Origin of the sequence: Desulfovibrio sp. JC010, assembly GCF_010470675.1 — a bacterium.
Lineage (GTDB): Bacteria > Desulfobacterota > Desulfovibrionia > Desulfovibrionales > Desulfovibrionaceae > Maridesulfovibrio.
The window spans coordinates 134,209-151,446 of sequence record NZ_VOIQ01000008.1; the positions used below are offsets into that span (position 1 = coordinate 134,209).

At 50.7% G+C, this 17,238-nt stretch carries 20 protein-coding genes; 10 read left to right on the top strand and 10 right to left on the bottom strand.

Annotated features, from left to right (window positions below):
* Positions 1 to 51: 51 nt before the first annotated feature.
* The 5 genes from FMR86_RS10750 (at position 52) to FMR86_RS10770 (ending at position 4,355) form a co-directional block, all read left to right on the top strand.
* A complete protein-coding gene (locus tag FMR86_RS10750) occupies positions 52 to 882 on the top strand; it encodes a M15 family metallopeptidase (RefSeq protein ID WP_163351271.1) in 831 nt (276 codons plus the stop codon).
* A 155-nt stretch (positions 883 to 1,037) separates the two neighbouring features.
* Complete coding sequence (fliM, locus tag FMR86_RS10755; protein WP_163351273.1) at positions 1,038 to 2,018, top strand: flagellar motor switch protein FliM; 981 nt, start codon at positions 1,038 to 1,040, stop codon at positions 2,016 to 2,018.
* Between the two features lie 78 nt (positions 2,019 to 2,096).
* Positions 2,097 to 2,852: a glycosyltransferase family 2 protein gene (locus tag FMR86_RS10760; RefSeq protein ID WP_163351275.1), complete on the top strand. Its 756-nt coding sequence runs from the start codon at positions 2,097 to 2,099 to the stop codon at positions 2,850 to 2,852.
* Positions 2,849 to 3,271, top strand: coding sequence for an FdtA/QdtA family cupin domain-containing protein (locus FMR86_RS10765; RefSeq protein ID WP_163351277.1), 423 nt, complete (start codon positions 2,849 to 2,851; stop codon positions 3,269 to 3,271). The genes FMR86_RS10760 and FMR86_RS10765 overlap by 4 nt, the downstream gene beginning before the upstream one ends.
* Complete coding sequence (locus FMR86_RS10770; RefSeq protein ID WP_163351279.1) at positions 3,258 to 4,355, top strand: DegT/DnrJ/EryC1/StrS aminotransferase family protein; 1,098 nt, start codon at positions 3,258 to 3,260, stop codon at positions 4,353 to 4,355. Before FMR86_RS10765 ends, FMR86_RS10770 begins: the two co-directional genes overlap by 14 nt.
* 153 nt (positions 4,356 to 4,508) lie before the next feature.
* On the opposite strand, the gene FMR86_RS10775 is transcribed toward FMR86_RS10770, so the two are convergent.
* The 10 genes from FMR86_RS10775 to FMR86_RS10820 all read right to left on the bottom strand — a co-directional run bounded on the left by FMR86_RS10775 (position 4,509) and on the right by FMR86_RS10820 (position 11,802).
* The gene (locus FMR86_RS10775; protein WP_163351281.1) at positions 4,509 to 5,081 is read right to left on the bottom strand and encodes a class I SAM-dependent methyltransferase; all 573 of its coding nucleotides are present in this window, start codon (positions 5,079 to 5,081) and stop codon (positions 4,509 to 4,511) included.
* A gap of 107 nt (positions 5,082 to 5,188) precedes the next feature.
* Entirely contained in the window at positions 5,189 to 5,935 is a 747-nt protein-coding gene (locus tag FMR86_RS10780) for a hypothetical protein (protein ID WP_163351282.1), read from the bottom strand.
* A gap of 9 nt (positions 5,936 to 5,944) precedes the next feature.
* On the bottom strand, positions 5,945 to 6,442 hold the full coding sequence (gene gspM, locus FMR86_RS10785; protein WP_163351284.1) for a type II secretion system protein GspM: 498 nt from the start codon (positions 6,440 to 6,442) through the stop codon (positions 5,945 to 5,947).
* 14 nt (positions 6,443 to 6,456) lie between these two features.
* The gene (locus FMR86_RS10790; protein WP_163351286.1) at positions 6,457 to 7,575 is read right to left on the bottom strand and encodes a hypothetical protein; all 1,119 of its coding nucleotides are present in this window, start codon (positions 7,573 to 7,575) and stop codon (positions 6,457 to 6,459) included.
* A gap of 42 nt (positions 7,576 to 7,617) precedes the next feature.
* Positions 7,618 to 8,562: a general secretion pathway protein GspK gene (locus FMR86_RS10795; protein ID WP_163351288.1), complete on the bottom strand. Its 945-nt coding sequence runs from the start codon at positions 8,560 to 8,562 to the stop codon at positions 7,618 to 7,620.
* A complete protein-coding gene (locus tag FMR86_RS10800; protein WP_163351290.1) occupies positions 8,549 to 9,130 on the bottom strand; it encodes a prepilin-type N-terminal cleavage/methylation domain-containing protein in 582 nt (193 codons plus the stop codon). The genes FMR86_RS10795 and FMR86_RS10800 overlap by 14 nt, the downstream gene beginning before the upstream one ends.
* The gene (locus FMR86_RS10805; RefSeq protein ID WP_163351292.1) at positions 9,130 to 9,492 is read right to left on the bottom strand and encodes a type II secretion system protein; all 363 of its coding nucleotides are present in this window, start codon (positions 9,490 to 9,492) and stop codon (positions 9,130 to 9,132) included. The genes FMR86_RS10800 and FMR86_RS10805 overlap by 1 nt, the downstream gene beginning before the upstream one ends.
* Before the next feature lie 2 nt (positions 9,493 to 9,494).
* Positions 9,495 to 9,923 carry a Tfp pilus assembly protein FimT/FimU gene (locus FMR86_RS10810; RefSeq protein WP_163351294.1) on the bottom strand — a complete coding sequence of 143 codons (429 nt, stop codon included), beginning with the start codon at positions 9,921 to 9,923 and terminating at the stop codon, positions 9,495 to 9,497.
* Positions 9,924 to 9,941: 18 nt separating this feature from the next.
* Positions 9,942 to 10,403: a type II secretion system major pseudopilin GspG gene (gene gspG / locus FMR86_RS10815; protein WP_163351296.1), complete on the bottom strand. Its 462-nt coding sequence runs from the start codon at positions 10,401 to 10,403 to the stop codon at positions 9,942 to 9,944.
* Positions 10,404 to 10,437: 34 nt separating this feature from the next.
* Positions 10,438 to 11,802, bottom strand: a complete 1,365-nt coding sequence (locus FMR86_RS10820; protein ID WP_163351298.1) for a WD40 repeat domain-containing protein — start codon at positions 11,800 to 11,802, stop codon at positions 10,438 to 10,440.
* Positions 11,803 to 12,001: 199 nt separating this feature from the next.
* Here FMR86_RS10820 and FMR86_RS10825 point away from each other — a divergent pair, with 199 nt between their 5' ends.
* The 5 genes from FMR86_RS10825 to FMR86_RS10845 are packed head-to-tail and all read left to right on the top strand — an operon-like array spanning position 12,002 to position 17,185.
* Positions 12,002 to 13,255 (top strand): ATP-binding protein, encoded by a 1,254-nt coding sequence (locus tag FMR86_RS10825; protein ID WP_163351300.1) that lies wholly within the window; start codon positions 12,002 to 12,004, stop codon positions 13,253 to 13,255.
* Positions 13,255 to 14,169, top strand: coding sequence for a response regulator (locus FMR86_RS10830; RefSeq protein ID WP_163351302.1), 915 nt, complete (start codon positions 13,255 to 13,257; stop codon positions 14,167 to 14,169). The genes FMR86_RS10825 and FMR86_RS10830 overlap by 1 nt, the downstream gene beginning before the upstream one ends.
* A gap of 16 nt (positions 14,170 to 14,185) precedes the next feature.
* Positions 14,186 to 14,962 (top strand): type II secretory pathway component PulC-like protein, encoded by a 777-nt coding sequence (locus FMR86_RS10835; RefSeq protein WP_163351304.1) that lies wholly within the window; start codon positions 14,186 to 14,188, stop codon positions 14,960 to 14,962.
* A gap of 6 nt (positions 14,963 to 14,968) precedes the next feature.
* A complete protein-coding gene (locus FMR86_RS10840) occupies positions 14,969 to 16,180 on the top strand; it encodes a type II secretion system F family protein (protein ID WP_163351306.1) in 1,212 nt (403 codons plus the stop codon).
* Positions 16,181 to 16,186: 6 nt separating this feature from the next.
* Positions 16,187 to 17,185: an SIS domain-containing protein gene (locus tag FMR86_RS10845; RefSeq protein WP_163351308.1), complete on the top strand. Its 999-nt coding sequence runs from the start codon at positions 16,187 to 16,189 to the stop codon at positions 17,183 to 17,185.
* Positions 17,186 to 17,238: the final 53 nt, after the last annotated feature.

Sequence of the window (17,238 nt, forward strand, 5' to 3'; positions counted from 1 at the left end):
AGAAGTACTCGAAGCTGCTGTAATAAACCTGATCCGTGTAGATAGACTCCTATGAACAGAAGAATATTCCTGAAATCCATACTCGCCCTATCCGCCGGAACGGGGCTGTGCGCAATTCCGGACTTTACCCAAGCGCAGGAAATTGCCCGCACAGTGGAAGAAAGCGACCTCAAGGATTATCTGCACCGCATGGAAAATTTCGACACGCCCCAGCCCGGCGACATCATCCTGAATAAAAAAGAACGGACTCTGCTCAAATCATCCCTGAACAGGCTGCGCCGGGTGCAACGCACTGTGGGATTCGGTAATTTCTGCGTACTCAGCTTTGACCACGCCCTCAAATTCGGACGCAATTATTCTTCCATCGGCAGATTCACTAAGCAGGAAATTGAATTTCTCGACAAACTTTTTCATTTCGATGCCCATGAATACGGCTTTTACGGAGAAAAACCGGTAGAGAAACTCACCGCATCAATATCCCGAAAAGATTTGATAAAAATCCCGCGTACCGGAAATTTCCTTTACCGGGGTGAACCGCACAAAAAATATATTGAAATTCGCAAGGAGCTGGGCCGCAAAGTCTACCTCACTTCCGGGGTGCGCGGAGTCGCCAAGCAATTCATCCTCTTTCTCACCAAGGCCGAAGCCAATGCAGGCAACCTTTCGCTGGCCTCCCGTTCACTGGCTCCTCCGGGCTACTCCTACCACGGAGTCGGCGACTTTGACGTGGGCGAAAAAGGGCTTGGAGCCGCCAACTTCAGTGCCCTTTTTGCGGAAACCCGCACCTGCACCAAGCTGCGCGAGCACGGCTATCTGCAACTGCGCTACCCGGAAAACAACCTGCTCGGGGTACGCTTTGAGCCATGGCATATTAAGGTCTGATGGGAGAGTAATCGGCATCTAGCTAAAGAGATTTGCTTTTTTCGCCGATAGAATCAGTGCGGTATGGCTTACGCGTTTACTTTGTCCCCAAAAATGGATAATTGTATTTTAATTGATGGGTCACATGAACGATAACTGAGACGGGTTTAATCAGCATGAGTAAAATTCTGCAACAGGATGAGGTTGATGCTCTATTAAGGGGCCTTTCCGGTGGAGAGGTTGAAGCGGAGCAGGACATACCGGATGATGATTCCGGTGTTGTCTCTTTTGACCTTGCCAACCAGGACCGCATTATCCGCGGTCGTATGCCTGTTCTGGAAATCGTCAACGACCGTTTCGCGCGTCTGGCAACCAACAACCTCGCCAACACCATGCGCAAAAGGGTGGACATCAACCCCATCTCCATCGACATGTCCAAATTCGGGGATTTCATGCGCTCCCTGCCCGTGCCCACTTCTCTTTCAATTTTCAAGATGGACCCGTTGCGCGGTAACGCCATCCTCGTTGTTGACTCACGTCTGGTCTTCGCGCTGGTGGAAAGCTTTTTCGGCGGTTCCGGCTCCCAGCCCAAGGTTGAGGGTCGTGACTTCACCCCCATTGAGCAGGCCATTGTAGACCGGGTGGTAAAAATCGCCCTTTCCAACCTCGAAGATTCATGGCGCCCGGTACACGAGGTCCACCTCGAACTGGTCCGCTCCGAGGTCAACCCGCAGTTCGCGGCCATTGTACCGCCTTCTGACGTTGTCGTGGTCATTACCTTCGAAGTTGAACTGGAAAACGCCATCGGTTCGCTTATCGTCTGTCTGCCTTACTCCACTCTGGAACCGATCCGCTCCAAGCTGCACGCCTCCTTCCAGTCCGAACGTCTGGAAATCGACCACGTCTGGGTCAGCCGTTTTAAAGAAAGACTTCTGGAAACCCCGGTAGACCTGCTGGTCCGTCTCGGTAAAGCCAAAATTACCGGACGCCAGCTGCTTAACCTTGAAGAAGGCGATCTGCTCCTGCTCGATACAGACGAAGAAGACATGCTTGAATGCGAAGTGGGCGGAGTCCTCAAATATCTCGGCTCCCCCGGAAGGGTAAAAGCCAACCGCGCCTTCCAGATCGCCCACGCCATTGAACCGAAGATGACGTAAACTTGACTCGCGCCGTGCGCCTGCCTACAATCTGTTGGTTAACCTGACAATATTTTTTATCTGAAATTAAAGGCGCCAATGAATCAAATCACCGGACTGGTACTTACATACAACGGCGAAAGACTGCTTGACGAATGTCTGCAGAGCCTTTCCTTCTGCGATGAAATCCTGCTCATTGACTCCGGATCTACGGACTCTACCCGTGAAATAGGCAGTAAGCACAACGCACGCATCGTCCACAACGACTGGAACGGGGCCATTGAACAGCACAAATTCGCGCTGACCCAGATCACAACCCCGTGGGTGGTGACCATTGATCAGGACGAAATCATTTCCCCTGAACTACAGAAATCCATCATTGAAAAACTGCGCAATCCTGACGACGTGGACGGTTACTATTGTCCGCGCCGCTCATGGTATCTGGACCGCTTCATCATGCACAGCGGCTGGTATCCGGACAAACTCTTCCGCATCTACAAAAGGGACGGCATAACCATCGGCGGCATCAGGCCTCACGAAGAACTGCGTCCGAAAAACAAAGCCGGGGAAGTGCGCGGTGATATCATCCATTACCCTTACGAAAACTTTTTCCAGCATCTGGATAAGATCAACAGCTATACTCAGGATGCTGCGGAAGACCTTTATTCCCGGGGCAGGCGCAGCTCACTGGGATCGGCACTGGGTCACGGATTTGGCAAATTTTTCAAACAGTATATACTCAAGGCCGGGTTCCGTGACGGACGGGCCGGATTCATCGTCGCCCTGCACGGTTTTTTCTACACTTTCCAAAAATACATCCGGCTGGTCGAACTGGAAATGAAGGACAAAAAATGATCAAAGAAGACAAACCGCAAATTATCGACCTGCCCAAGGTCCACGACAACCGGGGCAACCTTACTTTTATAGAAAACAGCCGCCATATTCCTTTTGATATCAAAAGAGTGTATTATCTATACGACGTTCCCGGCGGAGAATCCCGTGGCGGGCATGCCCACAAGCAACTCAGGCAGTACATTATCGCTGCTTCCGGCAGCTTTGACGTAGTACTTGATGACGGTAAAAACAAAACCAGATTCACCCTGAACCGCTCCTACTACGGGCTTTACGTACCGACCATGACCTGGCGTGAGCTTGAAAACTTCTCCTCCGGATCCGTTTGTCTGGTGCTGGCTTCGGAATATTACGATCCGAGTGACTATTACTACACCTATGAAGATTTCATAAAGGCGGTGAAAGAAAATGAAGCAGATTAAATTTCTCGACGTAGGCTGGACTTACCAGGCACTGGCCCCGAAAATGGATGCCGCTGCAAAACGTGTTCTTGAATCAGGCTGGTTTATCCACGGTGATGAAGTAGAAGCTTTTGAAAAGGAATTCGCCCTCTACACCGGAGCAAAACACTGCATCGGCTGCGGAAACGGACTGGAAGCCATTGAGCTGGTCCTGCGCGCCGCCGGAGTCGGTCCCGGTGATGACGTGCTGGTACCTTCCAACACCTTTATCGCCACCTGGCTGGCAGTTACCCGCACCGGAGCCAACATCGTCCCGGTGGAGCCGGTGGAAGCAACCTACAATATGGACCCGTCCAAGCTTGAAGCAGCACTGACCCCGGCCGCCAAAGCCATCATTCCGGTACATCTCTACGGCCAGCCCGCGGACATGGACCCGATTATGGCTTTTGCTGAAAAGCACGACCTGTTTGTGGTAACAGACGCAGCACAGGCCCACGGAGCGGTCTACAAAGGGCGTATGTCCGGTACACTGGGCCATGCAGCGGCTTTCAGCTTCTACCCCGGCAAGAACCTCGGCGCGTTCGGCGACGGCGGAGCCGTGACCACCATGGACGATAAAATTGCCGACCGGGTGCGCAAGCTGGCCAACTACGGCTCAACTGAAAAGTACGTCCACAAGTGCAAGGGTTTCAACAGCAGGCTTGATGAAATGCAGGCCGCTTTCCTGCGCGTTAAGCTCGACAAACTGGACAACTGGAACTGGACCCGCAAGACCGTTGCCTCCATCTACCTTGAAGGACTCAAGGAGACCCCGCTGGTGCTTCCGGTCATCGGTGATGAAATCCAGTCCGTCTGGCATCTCTTTGTAGTGCGCTGCAAGGACCGCGACGGCTTGATCAAACATCTTGCAGAAAACAAAATTGAAGCTTCCATCCATTATCCCATCCCCCCGCACAAGCAGGGCGCGTACAAGGAAATGGAGAACCTCTCCCTGCCCATCAGTGAAGCCATCCACAGCGAAGTGCTCTCCCTGCCCATGGGACCGCACATGACCGAAGAAGATGCGCAGAGAGTTGTGGAAGTTGTGAAAGGATTTTTTAAATAAAGAATGCCTCCGGCGGCCCTTCGGGGACCAAAGAAACTTTTTGAAAAAAGTTTCTCTGGACTCTTCAAAAACTTTTATTAAGGCTTCGCCGACTAGCGTAAAAAAACTGTCTAAAATAAAAACGGACCTGAATTTTCAGGTCCGTTTTTTTGTTTAAAGCTTAGTCACGAACAACATTCGTATGGGATGTCCGGGTTTGTTGATCATCTCGCTCTGGATGACCCTGTAGGTGTGGTAGTCGAGGGAAGTGCAGAACTCGCGCACGGCAACGTCTTCTTCGTCCCCTCCGGGATGCCCGGCATAAATGGCGATACAGAGCATGCCGCCCTTGGCGAGGAGTTCGAGAGACGCCTTGATGGCGGTCAGCGTTGTTTCGGACTTGGTGATGACCGTCTTGTCGCTGCCCGGCAGGAAACCGAGATTAAACATGACCGCATTGACCCGGCCATGGAATTCCGCCGGGATAAGTTCGAGCATCTTTTCATGCCCGGCATGGAAGATGGTCCAGTTCTGCGGAAGACATTCTTCATTAAGGCGTTCTTCTGTCTGCTTAACAGCCTGTTCCTGAATATCGAATCCGAAGACTTGTCCAGCGGCCCCGGCCTTCTCAGAAAGAAAAACGGTATCGTAGCCGTTACCTACTGTAGCATCAATCCCGATACAGCCGGGCTCAAGCACTTCACAAAGCACCGATTTAGCAAAAGAAAGGATGTTATTGGAAATCATGCTACGCCAAATCCCTATTAAAAGTTTTTGGGATTCTTAAGACCTTTTTTCAAAAAGGTCTTAAGCCGCCGGAGGCGAAATCTTTTCATCAAAAGCGCAATAGCGCATCAGAACTTAAGATACTTATTAAGCTGCCCGGATTTGGAAAACTGACGCTCTGTTGTGCCGAAAGTGGTTGTCCCGCTGATGGTATAAGAGGAGTTTGGAAGTCTGTTCCAATCCAGAGTGGCACTGCCCTTGGCAGTTACCGGAATAGGCTGTCCGCAGCTGAATGAGTTAAGCTGGAACTGCTTTCCGGCCAGCACGGCGTTTACATTGACATCCTCAGCAATCATTCCACCGGGGATTTCAACGGCATCGGAACGGACCACGAGACTGCCTGTACGTGGCGGTTTGCCCCATTCAGGAAAGCCTACATCTGAAGTAATACGCACCTTGCCGCCCAGACCGTCCATCTGGACCAGCTTGGCCAGATCAACCCCGCCCCCAAGGGTCAGGGATTTGGTCTGGAACAGCCGCGCTGTCAGGGTAGGCCCGGTCTTGACCCGCACTTCAACCAGCGGAGACAGACCGAGCGATACACCAAGCTGGGGAACTGTTACGGTCAGTCCTTTATTTGTTGTCACCAGAACATTGGTCACTTCAAAAGACATCGGTCCGGCACTGATAAAATCGCCCCACTGGATGGTGGCTTTGGAAATCTTCGAATCAGCCAGCTTGAAAGCCTGTGACCAGGCCACTTCCCAGGGCATGAACAGAAAAGCACCGAGAATCAGCCCGGCCAGAAACAGAAAAAAACTGCCGAGTGCTTTTTTGAAAGAAAATTTAAAGGAAATATTTGGAATAAACTTCATCCGGCTGACCTACCTGACAAGAATGATCTGCACATCAGCCAACTCAGGGGAGTCCAGCCTGTGGTTGATATTGAAATTTGTAACTTTCAAAGCCCCGCGTACATTGAAATCACGCAGCAGAGCCACAAGTTCCGGCAGGTTAAGGGATTCGAGCAACACCTGCACCCCCTCTCCGGAGTTGGCCCCGGCCTGCAGAGGACGCAGAGAAGTCAGTCTTCCGTCCAGACCGAGATCACGAATGACCTGCTGGGCAGCAGTCATGGGTTCACGGTCCACCAGCGCACCACGCGAGGATTCACCGGCCTTGAGCTGCTCCACCAGCGGAACCACCTTGGCGTACTTCTGTTTGCTGGAAAACATGACCCGCTCGGCTTTGGACTGGGAGTCCGCAAGTCCGGACCAGATCATAAAAATGATCAACGCCCAGCCTGCAACCAATCCCGCAAAAAAAAGCTTCTGTCTATCTGCAGGCCAGTCCTGCCATATGTAAAATCTTTCCAGATCCATTAGCTTACCTGAGGTTAGCGGTTATACTCAGCGCGCAGACTGATGCTGATCCCGCCTTCAATATTGTTGGCCTGCTCCAGAACAAAATTGAACTGACTGTTCGCGGCCAGTTTTTCCATCATGGCGTCAAGTTCTTCATAACTGCTGACCTTGCCCCGGATATTTCCGGAATCAGTGCCAAGGGAAAAACCATCAATCTCAATACCCACCGGAGCACTTTCACTAAGTACGGCCAGAAGTCCAAGTACATCGATACCGCCACCGTCCCCACCGCTCTTGAGCTGGTCCAGCTTGTATAAAATTTTACCGTAAGGATCGGAACCGGGATTGGGACCGAGGGCACTTACATAAACCTGCTTAAGTTTATTCCGCCATTCTTTTGCCTGCAGGCTGCTCTGCTGGAAGCGGTGGTATTGTCCGGCAATAAATAGCATGCCTATCAGTGAAACCAGAACTGCGGCCACAGCGTACGGCTTGTAATCAATTGTCACAGACTTATCAGAACCGGAACCGGAACGGATGCCGTTGAGGAGATTGAGTCTGGACCAGCGGACCTTTTTCTTATGCAGTACAGCGCAGGCTTTTTTCAGCTCCAGCTCTTCAGGATCACCGTCAAGACCAAGCCGTTCAAACCTGCTTTTGAATTCATCTTCACTGCCGCGGAAGTAGGTCAATTCATCCCCGCAAGCCAAAATGCGCATGCCCTGTCCTTTCCAGCTCCAGACAGAAAGTCCTTCGGCAACCGCAGCTCTCCAGCATACAGCAAACTCCGAGGTCAACACCGTGGCTTTGGTCAGAACTTCGCGATGCCGGTCCAGAAAACGGTCCAGCAGATCATGAACGCTGTAGCCGAGCACGGCACCGCCGGAAGGACGCAGAACCTTGAATTCCTCATCCTGCATGGGAAAGGAATAGTTCATCTGCATCATGGTGGCGGATTTGGCGTGCCGGGACTTGATAGCCCCGCGCGGCTTGAAAAAAAAGAAAAGCGGATCAGGCAAAAGGGCAACCACCGGATATCTGTTTTTTTCGGCAGGGCCTTCCGATTCGGTAAAGCTCTTGCCGTCAAACATCATCCACCGGTGTTCATTTCCCTTGAATGAAAGAATATATACTAATTTTTTAAAGGCCATCTATGGCTTTGTCCTATACCTGTTAGCAGTGTGTTTGTCCATTTACTGATCTTCCGCAAAAGTTACTGAAACATCATTCTGGTAAACCAGATTGCAACTCCCGATCTCAAGAGCGTTCTGTCGGGAAATAATATATCTCTTGACTACCGTACAATCGCCCACAGTGGCAGCGACCCTTGCTTCAAAAAAACCGGATTTCACTTCCAGTTCCTCAATCATATTCTTATACAGACTGGAGTCGGAATCCAATCCCACAACGGAAAGCACCTGACTGATGTCAGTAAATCCCCTTGTTCTGCGCCAATGCATAATACTTTGCACTTTCTTGCCCAGATCCGGAAAATAAGCCAACAGAACTTCGCGGGACACAAAATTTATGTTCAGCTTGGGTGATCCCCAGACAGTGAAGTTTTCTTCTATCCAGTTCCGGCCAAGGTCCTCCCAACCGCGTACGAGAAGAATCTCTTCCGGAATTTGCAACTGACTCTTCCGTGGGGAATACGCTGGAGATTGCGAGGCATAGAAAAAATTATCCATTTTTTCCAGCTTGGGATCTACGCTTATGCCCGCCCAGAAAGCAAGGCTTCCGGCCATGGTCCTTACATCAGCCCCTTTACCGAGAATATTGCTTAAAATGTCCAGCGACCTTTTTCTGTTCCCCGATCTGATCATTTTATTAATATTGATTTTACCGTTGCAGGGAGAAATTTCTATGACAAGGCCGTCATCCTCCCACTTGCCGAACCATTTTTCACGTGGAGTGTCGGAGAAAGGAGTTTTATCATTTTCCAGTAAGTTGTAGATCATATACAAGGCTTCCTCAGCCTTGAATCCAGCCTCATATTCACTGCGCACGCGACTGGCTTCCACTGCCCCGCGGGAGCTGACCTCAATGGTCATCAGCGTCAGACTTGAAAGGGCCATGAACAGCACCAGCACAATGACCAGCACCACGCCTCTTGAACTGCATTCGTTATTCCTGGGCATACGGAATCCTCTCAAGCAGCATGACTTCCTTGCCGTCCTCAAAGTTCAGCCTAAGCCGGAAAGCCTTAACAGTCGATCTGTCGCTTACCCCCTTAGCTCTTTGCTGAGAAAGAGAAATCCAGACATTTTTATCAATATCCAGAAATTCCAGCCTCCAGGACTTTAACCCACGCATCAACAGCTGTGAATTCTCGAATTCAAGGTCTGGAGATTTTTCAATTCTGCGAACCATTTCCGATGAAAAATCCCAGGACACAACCACAGGTCCTGAATTTTCTATCGTAATGGAATGGCTAGATTCAAAGGTAAGGCCTGTCGCACCGGCACCGACCATCCTGCCGGGCACAATATTCTGCAAATCGCGATGCAGGATGCGGCGCAGAGTAAACAGACGCGAAGAGAGACCGGCACTGGAACGGACAACCTCATTGTTGGTGACCGACTGCCCCAACACCATGGCAACCATACTCATCAGCAGCCCGGAAAGGACCAGTCCGATGAGCACTTCAATAAGCGAAAATCCCGCCTGCCGGTCAGACGAAGAATGGTTGCGTGGATAAAAACTCATTAAAACAGCTTCTTTTTGTGTGAGACCCGATAAATTTTCCACCCAAGGGTATAGTCTTCACTGCGGGTTTCAAGAGTATAGAAGCCCTTGCCTGTGGAAGATACTGTTTCAAGACCGACCCTGAAACTGCCTTCAGGCGGTCCGGGCCATGACACCCAGCCCGAGGAAACTACATTCAATTTATCAGGATATTTATGAGCCAGAATATCCTGCGAAAGATTCAGGACGTTCCATGAATCCTTGGAAGACTGGGCCATGAGCGCGCTCTGCCGCTGCACACCGAGAAAACTCATGGACAGGGTGGCGGCAATGGTCAGAGCCACAATGATTTCTATCAGGGAAAAGCCATTCTTCTGCGCCACAGCTAAATCTCCCCGAACCGGACCGCAAGAGGATCAAGAACAACGGTCAGCCCGTCAGAAAGCACCAGCCTCACTTCATCACTGAATCCTGCGGGATAGATGGTGAATTCAACCCCGCCCTCATCAGCAGGATATTCATTGAAATGCCCGCTGGACACAGCTGAAGGCAGGGAAACTTCCTCCCCATTCCATTTGACCAGCCCGTTTTCAAAATCAATATACACATACTGGCGGATGTCGTTAGTCACCGCTTCGGTTCTGGCCTCGTAAATCAAAGCGTTTACCTGATTGAGACTGTCGTCCCCCCGGTCTCCGGCAAGATCAAGATTGGGCATGAGCGTAAACCAGCCCATGCCCACTATGAACAGAACAATTAACAGTTCTATGAAGGTCAGTCCGCCGGAAGATCGGCGGGCAGCATGCATATTCATAAGATTATTTTATTCCGGCTATTCCCAGCTCTTGATGTCAGCGTCGTAATCTTCACCGCCTTCCATGCCGTCGGCACCGAGGGAAATAAGCTCGTAAGGACGTCCGTCCTCACCGGGACTTCTGTAAATGTAATCATAACCCCAGGGATCAACCGGGGCAGTGGTGGAATCAAGATAACCGCCTTTGCGGTAGTTGCGGGGGACAGGACGACTTTCCGGCTTGGTGATCAAAGCCTGCAATCCCTGCTCGGTGGTGGGGTAGCGTCCGGTGTCCAGCTTGTAAAGCTTAAGGGCTGAATCAAGGGCCTTCATATCCATCTTGGCCTTGGTGACCCTTGCTTCGTTGGGACGGTCCATGATTTTGGGTACCAGCATGGAGGCCAGCAGGCCGAGAATAACAATAACAATCATCAACTCGATGAGACTGAAACCACGCTGACCCTTTTTAAGGTCGGCAATACAAATTCTTTTTTTCTGCATAATTTCCTCTACTTATTATTAAACCTGTCTGGGATCAGTCCCTGATGTCGGTTTTTCCTCTTTCCAGAGACTCCCACTCAAGAGGAGAGTCTGCCGCGATTCCCTTACGGCGGGGAAGCATGCCCCGAAACTTGAAATAATCATCCGGTCGGGCCACTTTTTGCCACCAGAGGTAATACCCTTTACTTGGTATATACCTGCAATACAACCTCTGAAATTCGCGCTGGGCAATGGGAACGGCCAAGACGAAATCCCGTCCGCGCTCGGAAAAACCGTAATTCCGATCCAGCTTCACTTTTTTCCAGTCGGCAAAATCATACTCTTCCTTTAGAGGAACACCACTAAGTGATGAATAATACCGAAACTCTCCGTCAATATCTCTGACCCGATAGACCTTGCCCAAAGGGGATCGCTCAACAGCAAAAGAAGCGGGTTTAAAAGAAACTTTTTTGGAAAAACTTTTTCGCGGAGAGCGGTAAAACAAGACCCCGTTTTTCAGAAAAAAACCGTCTTTCTGTTCATAATACGGACTTTTGATCCGTTGACTTACATCCCACTGAAAGCGTTCATCCTTTTCAGTTACAATATTAAGTCGGGCTCCTTCCGCTTTCACAGATTTAAACGGTCCGCCCTTGATTTTCTGGTCAAAAATACGGGTCAGTTTCAGAGGGCTCCACATAACCATTTTCCCGGTAGCATCCACCCCCATGAGAATTCCTTCTTCATTGGAAAAAGTCAGGGAAAGCGGTTTGTAAGTGAAACGGTCAATCCTGCGGAGCTTCCCGGCAGCAGGGCCGACCCAGAGCCTGCGGGCCTTATCAACCAAAGCGAGCCAGCTTCCGCGCGGAGAAAGGGCAAAGATATCCACGGTACTGTTCACATTGTGCACCCGCACCCGAGCGCATTGCTTAACATTAAAAATCTCAACAGCCCTTCCTTCTCCGGACGATACGGCAACAAAATCTGATTCAGGAAACCATGACACGGAATTTACGGGTTCCGACACGGCCTGCACCGCCGCACAGCCCCGGCTGCCGTACATGCGGACCACCCCGTTTTTGAATCCTGCGGCAAGAATATTTCCTTCATGCACAAAGGTGGTTACATCTTCAGCCAGATTAACCACCTCGTTGCTTTTGCTCAGCTGAACGTAATAATTTCCGGACATATCGTCCGGTGGTCGATTGTAAATGCTGTCCAGCGAAGAATACTGCTGCGAGGCTGCATATTCCACAAATCCGGCAAGGCTGAGCGGTTCCTGCCCGACAAGCATGGAAACATCGAGGCTTTCATCAGTAACAAGCGAAGGCTCGTCCGATACCGGGGAAGGCTGCTTTGTACAGCCGGACGCAATAAGGATAGAGGCTGACAGAACCAGAATGATTGACTTTATATTCATAACGTTATCTTTTTCAGAAAAGAAGTTTTGAAAACACCTTAAAACACCGCCGCTGGCAATGCAATCGCACTTTCCAACCGGATGTGTTAAAGCAGAGCACACAAAAGTCAAGCATGAACGCAAAACACCGCTTGCCCATAACCCGGTATTACGGCAAAAGAAGCCAAAAGCATAACAACCCTTTCCACGAAAGAGCCAGATGAGCAAGATATACAAAAAGATACTGGATTACCTCTCCGGACATACGGGCCGGCAGACAGACGTACACTCCCAAAACACCGGCTGGAGACTTCCTGTCCTTGCGACATTCTACATTCTGGCCTACGTGCTTTTCGACCTTGTTGCGGACAGCATTTCCCGACATTATATTTTCTGCATCTTTCTGGTGGTTTCCAGTCTTTATTTTTCATGGAGGCTGGGTGGCCGGGAAACCATGGCCTATGTAGGGTTTTTCAATATCTTTTTTGCCTTCATCTTTTCCCGGCTGCTGTACATGACCGGAAACTTTTCTTCAAAACTTTTCCTGAGCCGTTCTTTCATGACACTTTACGTAGTGGCCATTATATTCATGTTCATAATGACCAAACGTAAGTCTCCTGCCGACCGGGAAAAAGTGGACCGGGAAAGATCCATCCGCGATGAACGCCAGAAACGCAGACAGCTGGAACTTATGGTTGCCACGGAAAAACTGACCGACGACATGATCACGCAGGCCAATATGGTTAAAGATGAATTGATGGTCCTGCAGAATTCATGGAAATCGCAGATTCATACCATCGTCAACGACCTGCCCAGAGTAAAGGAACGGGAGCTGTACAATCAGATTGTCACCCCTTTTGAAGAGAGCATTGTTGAACATCTGCGCGATCTGGAGAAAAGACTTTCCTTTAAACCGCAGCTCATAGGTCTTGACGAACTGGCCCTAAACCTTACAGATAGACTTGAAAACGACCAAAAACATTCCCGTAAACGGCTGGACTTGAATTATGATTTTGAAAAATGGTTAAGCAGGGACGAAGAAATCCTTGTAGACCGTTATAAGACATGGGAAATACTGATCAACCTGATCAGGAACAGCCAGACCGCCATGGAACTGCACCAGATTGAGTTGCTTCGTAACGGCAGCGAAGACTTCAAAACCTTCAAACCCCGCTTATCGATCATCGCTGACGTACAGGGTACCCACGCCCGCTTACGGGTAACGGATACCGGAGGCGGCGTCTCCGATGACAGTCTGCAGGACCTTTTCAAAAAGGCCGTGCCTTCGGCAAAACGAAAAGGCAAAGCAATGGGTCAGGGAACCGTTTTCGTTAAATTTTTCGGCGACAACATGGGCTTTGACATCTCAGCCAGAAACACAGAAACCCTGGGCAACAAGGGGCTTGAAGTAACCGTACTCATTCCCCTTGGAACCTTCGGCCCCGCAGGGGCCATTCCAGCAGGAGATAAGTAATGACCCCGGAACAGGATCCGTACTTTTTTGTTTTGGCAGACGATGACCCGCGTCTGCACGAATACACTGTTTCAATTCTTCGTGATGCGGGAATCCTTGAAAAACACGAATCTTTCTACGATCCGGTTTCATTTCTGGCCTTCTTAAAAGAATCAGAAGAAGAACCGGATGTAATCCTGCTGGATGTACATTTTGAAGGCTCAGGCTTAAGCGGGGTCGATATTCTGCCTTACATCCGTGAGGAATACCCGTATATCCCGGTCATCCTGCTGACCGGAATGGATGCCGAAGCCACAGATGAAGCCCAGTCCGATGTTTTCACCTATTTCATTCCCAAGCCGGTCACCGAAGACCACCTGCTGCGCATGCTCCATTTCTATCTCGGGAAAAGCAAAAAAACTGCTGAGCAGGTCAACGTCCTCATGGCCGAAATGGAAGAGGTCAAAGGCTACCATCAGCTGCTGGAAGAAGAGGTGGAGCAGCTTCAGGACGAGCAACGCCGCCTGGAAGAACAGAGTAAAACCGAAAAGACTGCCGGATCCGGGAAAGGATTTGAAAGAGTCACCGAAATACTTGAATCCCTGCTGACCAAAAGTGAGGCCATGCCCAGCTTTATCGCCGATCTGGAAAAGGTCTATTCCACCCAGTTCAAGCTGTTCAAAAAGGTCATTGAAACCCTGATCCGCTTTGACGTTCAGGACGCAGGCACACCGGGAATGAACATCCACAAGGTCAAAGGCACCCAGAACGTTTTCAGTGCCCGGCTCTCCAGAAAAGTAAGGCTTTTTTATTACAGCTCGGCTAAGACGACACGAAAAAGGCTTTTAAGATTAGACATTTACCACGACACCAAGGGTATGGACAAGTGGATTAAAAACAACTACCATTCTTACGCTGAAATTGAAGAAAAATAATTAGGATATATTTTTAATGGACCTTAAAGTCACCAAATTTCCGGCATGGCTGTGGCCGCTCGCTTTCGGGCTGGCTGCCGCCTATCTTGTGTCGTCCTTTATACCGCTGCCCAAGCCCACTGCGCCCATTCTCGGCCAGTCTTTTTCCTCTGATGCGGCAACCAAAATTGAAAAGGACTCAAAGCTGATTCTTGAAAAGAACGTTCTTGGATTGGACAACCCAGCTGAATTACAAAAGAAAGCCAAAGTTACCCCCTCCACATGGACTCTGATCGGAATCCTGACCGGGGAAACCGATATGGCTGTTTTCCGTATCAAAAAGGAAACCGTGATCCTGCGCGAAGGCGAAGACTACGAAGGCTGGACCCTTGATGAAATCAAGCCGCAATACGTCATCTGGAAATACGGGCGCGAACAGAAAAAAGTCGCCATGTGGGATCAAGTCCAGAATATGAAGCTTGTACGCGGCAAGACCAATAAAATTTCGGTCAATAAGGCAGAAGCCAAAGAAATTCTGGATGACCCCAACCAGTTTCTCAAGCAGGCTCTATTCAAGCCCCGCAGCAAGGGCGGCAAAACCCAAGGCTTCCGGGTCACCAATATCAGGACGAATTCCATGCTCAAAAAGCTTGGCCTGGAAAACGGCGATGTGCTCATGCGCATTAACGGTGAAATGATTACCGGACCGACCAAGCTGCTGCAGATTTACGGTTCCCTCGGCGGGGCCTCCGCCATCTCCATGGATGTGGAACGCAAAGGCCAGATGCTCTCACTCATAGTCGAACTCAAGTAGGACCCAATGCCCACTTATCAATATAGAGCAGTTACAGGCGAAGGGAAAAAGAAAAAGGGTTTTGTTGAAGCCTCTTCCCAGTCCCGGGCCTTTGCCACTTTGCAAAGCAAAGGGCTGATGCCCCTGCGTCTGGAACAGGTCAAATCCGGGCAAAAAGAAAAAAGCTCTACCCAGTCGCTGGCTGCGTCCATGTCCATGGGCGGCAAAATCAGGCTGGGTGAATCTTTCTACTATCTCGGCATCCTGCTCCAGAGCGGTACCGCGCTGGCTCAATCCCTAGACATGATGGCCCGCATGACCGGCGGTAAGGCCAGCCATACATGGATGGAAATCCGTGATGCGGTCCAGTCCGGGGAGAGCTTCTCTTCCTGTCTCGGCAAATACCCCAAAATTTTTCCCACAGTATACGTAGGCATGGTTCAGGTTGCCGAATCTGTAGGTAAACTCGGTGACGTGCTTGAAAACATCGCCAAATACGAAGAAGAACGCGCTGAAGTAAGCGGACGGCTCATGACCGCCATGGTTTATCCGGTGGTTATCCTGCTCATCGGTATGGGCGCGGTATACTTCCTTCTTTCCGAAGTTCTGCCCAAGATCACCGGCATATTCAAAGCCGCCAAAGGCGAACTGCCCACCTCCACCAAAATAGTGGTCGCGCTGGGCAATACCCTTGAAGGGCTGGGCCCCATGGCTCTGCTCATCCCCTTATGCATCATTTTCGGCCTCTACAGCGCGTACAAATCCGTGCCCAAGTTCCGGGAAAAAGTGGATGGCCTGCTCTGGAAAATGCCGCTGGTCCAGAAGAGTACACTGGCCCGTTTTTCCGGCATTCTCGGTTTCCAGATCGATGCCGGGATTCCCCTTGTGCAGGGCATGGAAAGTTCTGCCAACGCTGTAAATTCCACATTTTTCAAAAAGAAAATGGCCGAAGCCCGTGAAGAAGTCGCTACAGGTCGATCTTTGAGTGCCGTGCTTGCGGAACAGAAAATTTATCCCGATATCTACATCCTGACCCTCACCGCCGGACAGAAATCCGGTGAACTGGGCAAATTCCTGCAACGCATGGGCACCATCTTCGAAAGAGACGTGGACAACTTCATGAAACGTGTGGTTGCACTGGCTGAACCAATGCTGCTGCTGTTCATCGGCATGCTCATCGCGTTCATTGTTGTCGCCATCATGGGCCCCATTTTCGACCTCACCTCACTCGTAAAGTAGGTAAAAATGACCGAAAAACAACTTTCCGACTTCATAAAACGAGGCAGGGAAGTCCTTGAAATTGAAGAAAAAGGACTGGCCTCCATCCGCGAATCACTGGACCTTGATTTTGCAAAAGCCGTTGAAATGCTGGCCGGCTGCAAAGGCAGGGTAATCATCACCGGACTGGGCAAATCAGGACTGGTAGGTCGCAAGATAGCCGCGACCATGTCCTCCACCGGAACCCCCTCCTTTTTTCTGCACCCTGTTGAAGGTGCCCACGGGGACCTCGGCATGGTCCGCAGAGAAGACGTGGTAATCTCCATTTCCAACAGCGGGGAGACCGACGAACTCAACGCCCTGCTTCCGGCTATCCGGTCCTTCGGTACCAAGATAATTTCCATCACCTCTGAAACAGAGTCCACCATGGGCCGTCTCTCGGATATCGTCATCAGGACCAAAGTCCCCTGCGAGGCCTGCTCCCACGGGCTGGCCCCCACATCATCCACCACCGCAGCCCTTGCCATGGGCGACGCGCTGGCGGTCTGCCTCATGGACCACAAAGCTTTTGACAGTCAGGATTTTAAAAAATTTCATCCCGGCGGATCACTGGGCCGCAGGCTGACCCTGTGCATCAGCGAACTCATGCACACGGACAACATACCCGCCGCCGCGCAGAACGCACCGCTCTCCGAAGCCCTGACCGTTCTCGACAAAGGCGGCCTCGGCCTCGTTGCCCTCACCGACGGCAGCAAACTTTCCGGGGTCATCACCGACGGAGATGTACGCCGCATGGTCTGTTCCGGCAATTTTGACGCACAAATTTCCGCCCGCGAAGTCATGATCGAAAATCCCCTGCGCATAACCCCGGACATGTCCGCAGCGCAGGCCCTCGACATCATGGAATCCAAAGAGATCACCGTGCTGCCTGTTGTAAACGAAGAAGGCACGCTCACAGGCATGATTCATCTGCACGATCTTCTGGGTAAAGGCAGATTAAAATTCGCGGATAATACGCGCAATTAAGCCTCCGGCGGCCCTGCCGGGGGCCTTAAACCCTTTTTGTAAAAAGGGTTTAA

What these genes read in the sequence shown, in the direction of transcription:
- FMR86_RS10825 (WP_163351300.1), top strand. Translation starts at nt 12,002, where the DNA reads ATGAGCAAGATATACAAAAAGATACTGGATTACCTCTCCGGACATACG.
- FMR86_RS10780 (WP_163351282.1), bottom strand. Translation starts at nt 5,935, where the DNA reads ATGAAGTTTATTCCAAATATTTCCTTTAAATTTTCTTTCAAAAAAGCA.
- FMR86_RS10810 (WP_163351294.1), bottom strand. Translation starts at nt 9,923, where the DNA reads ATGAATATGCATGCTGCCCGCCGATCTTCCGGCGGACTGACCTTCATA.
- gspM (WP_163351284.1), bottom strand. Translation starts at nt 6,442, where the DNA reads ATGGATCTGGAAAGATTTTACATATGGCAGGACTGGCCTGCAGATAGA.
- FMR86_RS10790 (WP_163351286.1), bottom strand. Translation starts at nt 7,575, where the DNA reads ATGGCCTTTAAAAAATTAGTATATATTCTTTCATTCAAGGGAAATGAA.
- FMR86_RS10770 (WP_163351279.1), top strand. Translation starts at nt 3,258, where the DNA reads ATGAAGCAGATTAAATTTCTCGACGTAGGCTGGACTTACCAGGCACTG.
- FMR86_RS10800 (WP_163351290.1), bottom strand. Translation starts at nt 9,130, where the DNA reads ATGAGTTTTTATCCACGCAACCATTCTTCGTCTGACCGGCAGGCGGGA.
- FMR86_RS10835 (WP_163351304.1), top strand. Translation starts at nt 14,186, where the DNA reads ATGGACCTTAAAGTCACCAAATTTCCGGCATGGCTGTGGCCGCTCGCT.
- fliM (WP_163351273.1), top strand. Translation starts at nt 1,038, where the DNA reads ATGAGTAAAATTCTGCAACAGGATGAGGTTGATGCTCTATTAAGGGGC.
- FMR86_RS10765 (WP_163351277.1), top strand. Translation starts at nt 2,849, where the DNA reads ATGATCAAAGAAGACAAACCGCAAATTATCGACCTGCCCAAGGTCCAC.
- FMR86_RS10760 (WP_163351275.1), top strand. Translation starts at nt 2,097, where the DNA reads ATGAATCAAATCACCGGACTGGTACTTACATACAACGGCGAAAGACTG.
- FMR86_RS10845 (WP_163351308.1), top strand. Translation starts at nt 16,187, where the DNA reads ATGACCGAAAAACAACTTTCCGACTTCATAAAACGAGGCAGGGAAGTC.
- FMR86_RS10775 (WP_163351281.1), bottom strand. Translation starts at nt 5,081, where the DNA reads ATGATTTCCAATAACATCCTTTCTTTTGCTAAATCGGTGCTTTGTGAA.
- FMR86_RS10795 (WP_163351288.1), bottom strand. Translation starts at nt 8,562, where the DNA reads ATGCCCAGGAATAACGAATGCAGTTCAAGAGGCGTGGTGCTGGTCATT.
- FMR86_RS10750 (WP_163351271.1), top strand. Translation starts at nt 52, where the DNA reads ATGAACAGAAGAATATTCCTGAAATCCATACTCGCCCTATCCGCCGGA.
- FMR86_RS10840 (WP_163351306.1), top strand. Translation starts at nt 14,969, where the DNA reads ATGCCCACTTATCAATATAGAGCAGTTACAGGCGAAGGGAAAAAGAAA.
- FMR86_RS10820 (WP_163351298.1), bottom strand. Translation starts at nt 11,802, where the DNA reads ATGAATATAAAGTCAATCATTCTGGTTCTGTCAGCCTCTATCCTTATT.
- FMR86_RS10830 (WP_163351302.1), top strand. Translation starts at nt 13,255, where the DNA reads ATGACCCCGGAACAGGATCCGTACTTTTTTGTTTTGGCAGACGATGAC.
- gspG (WP_163351296.1), bottom strand. Translation starts at nt 10,403, where the DNA reads ATGCAGAAAAAAAGAATTTGTATTGCCGACCTTAAAAAGGGTCAGCGT.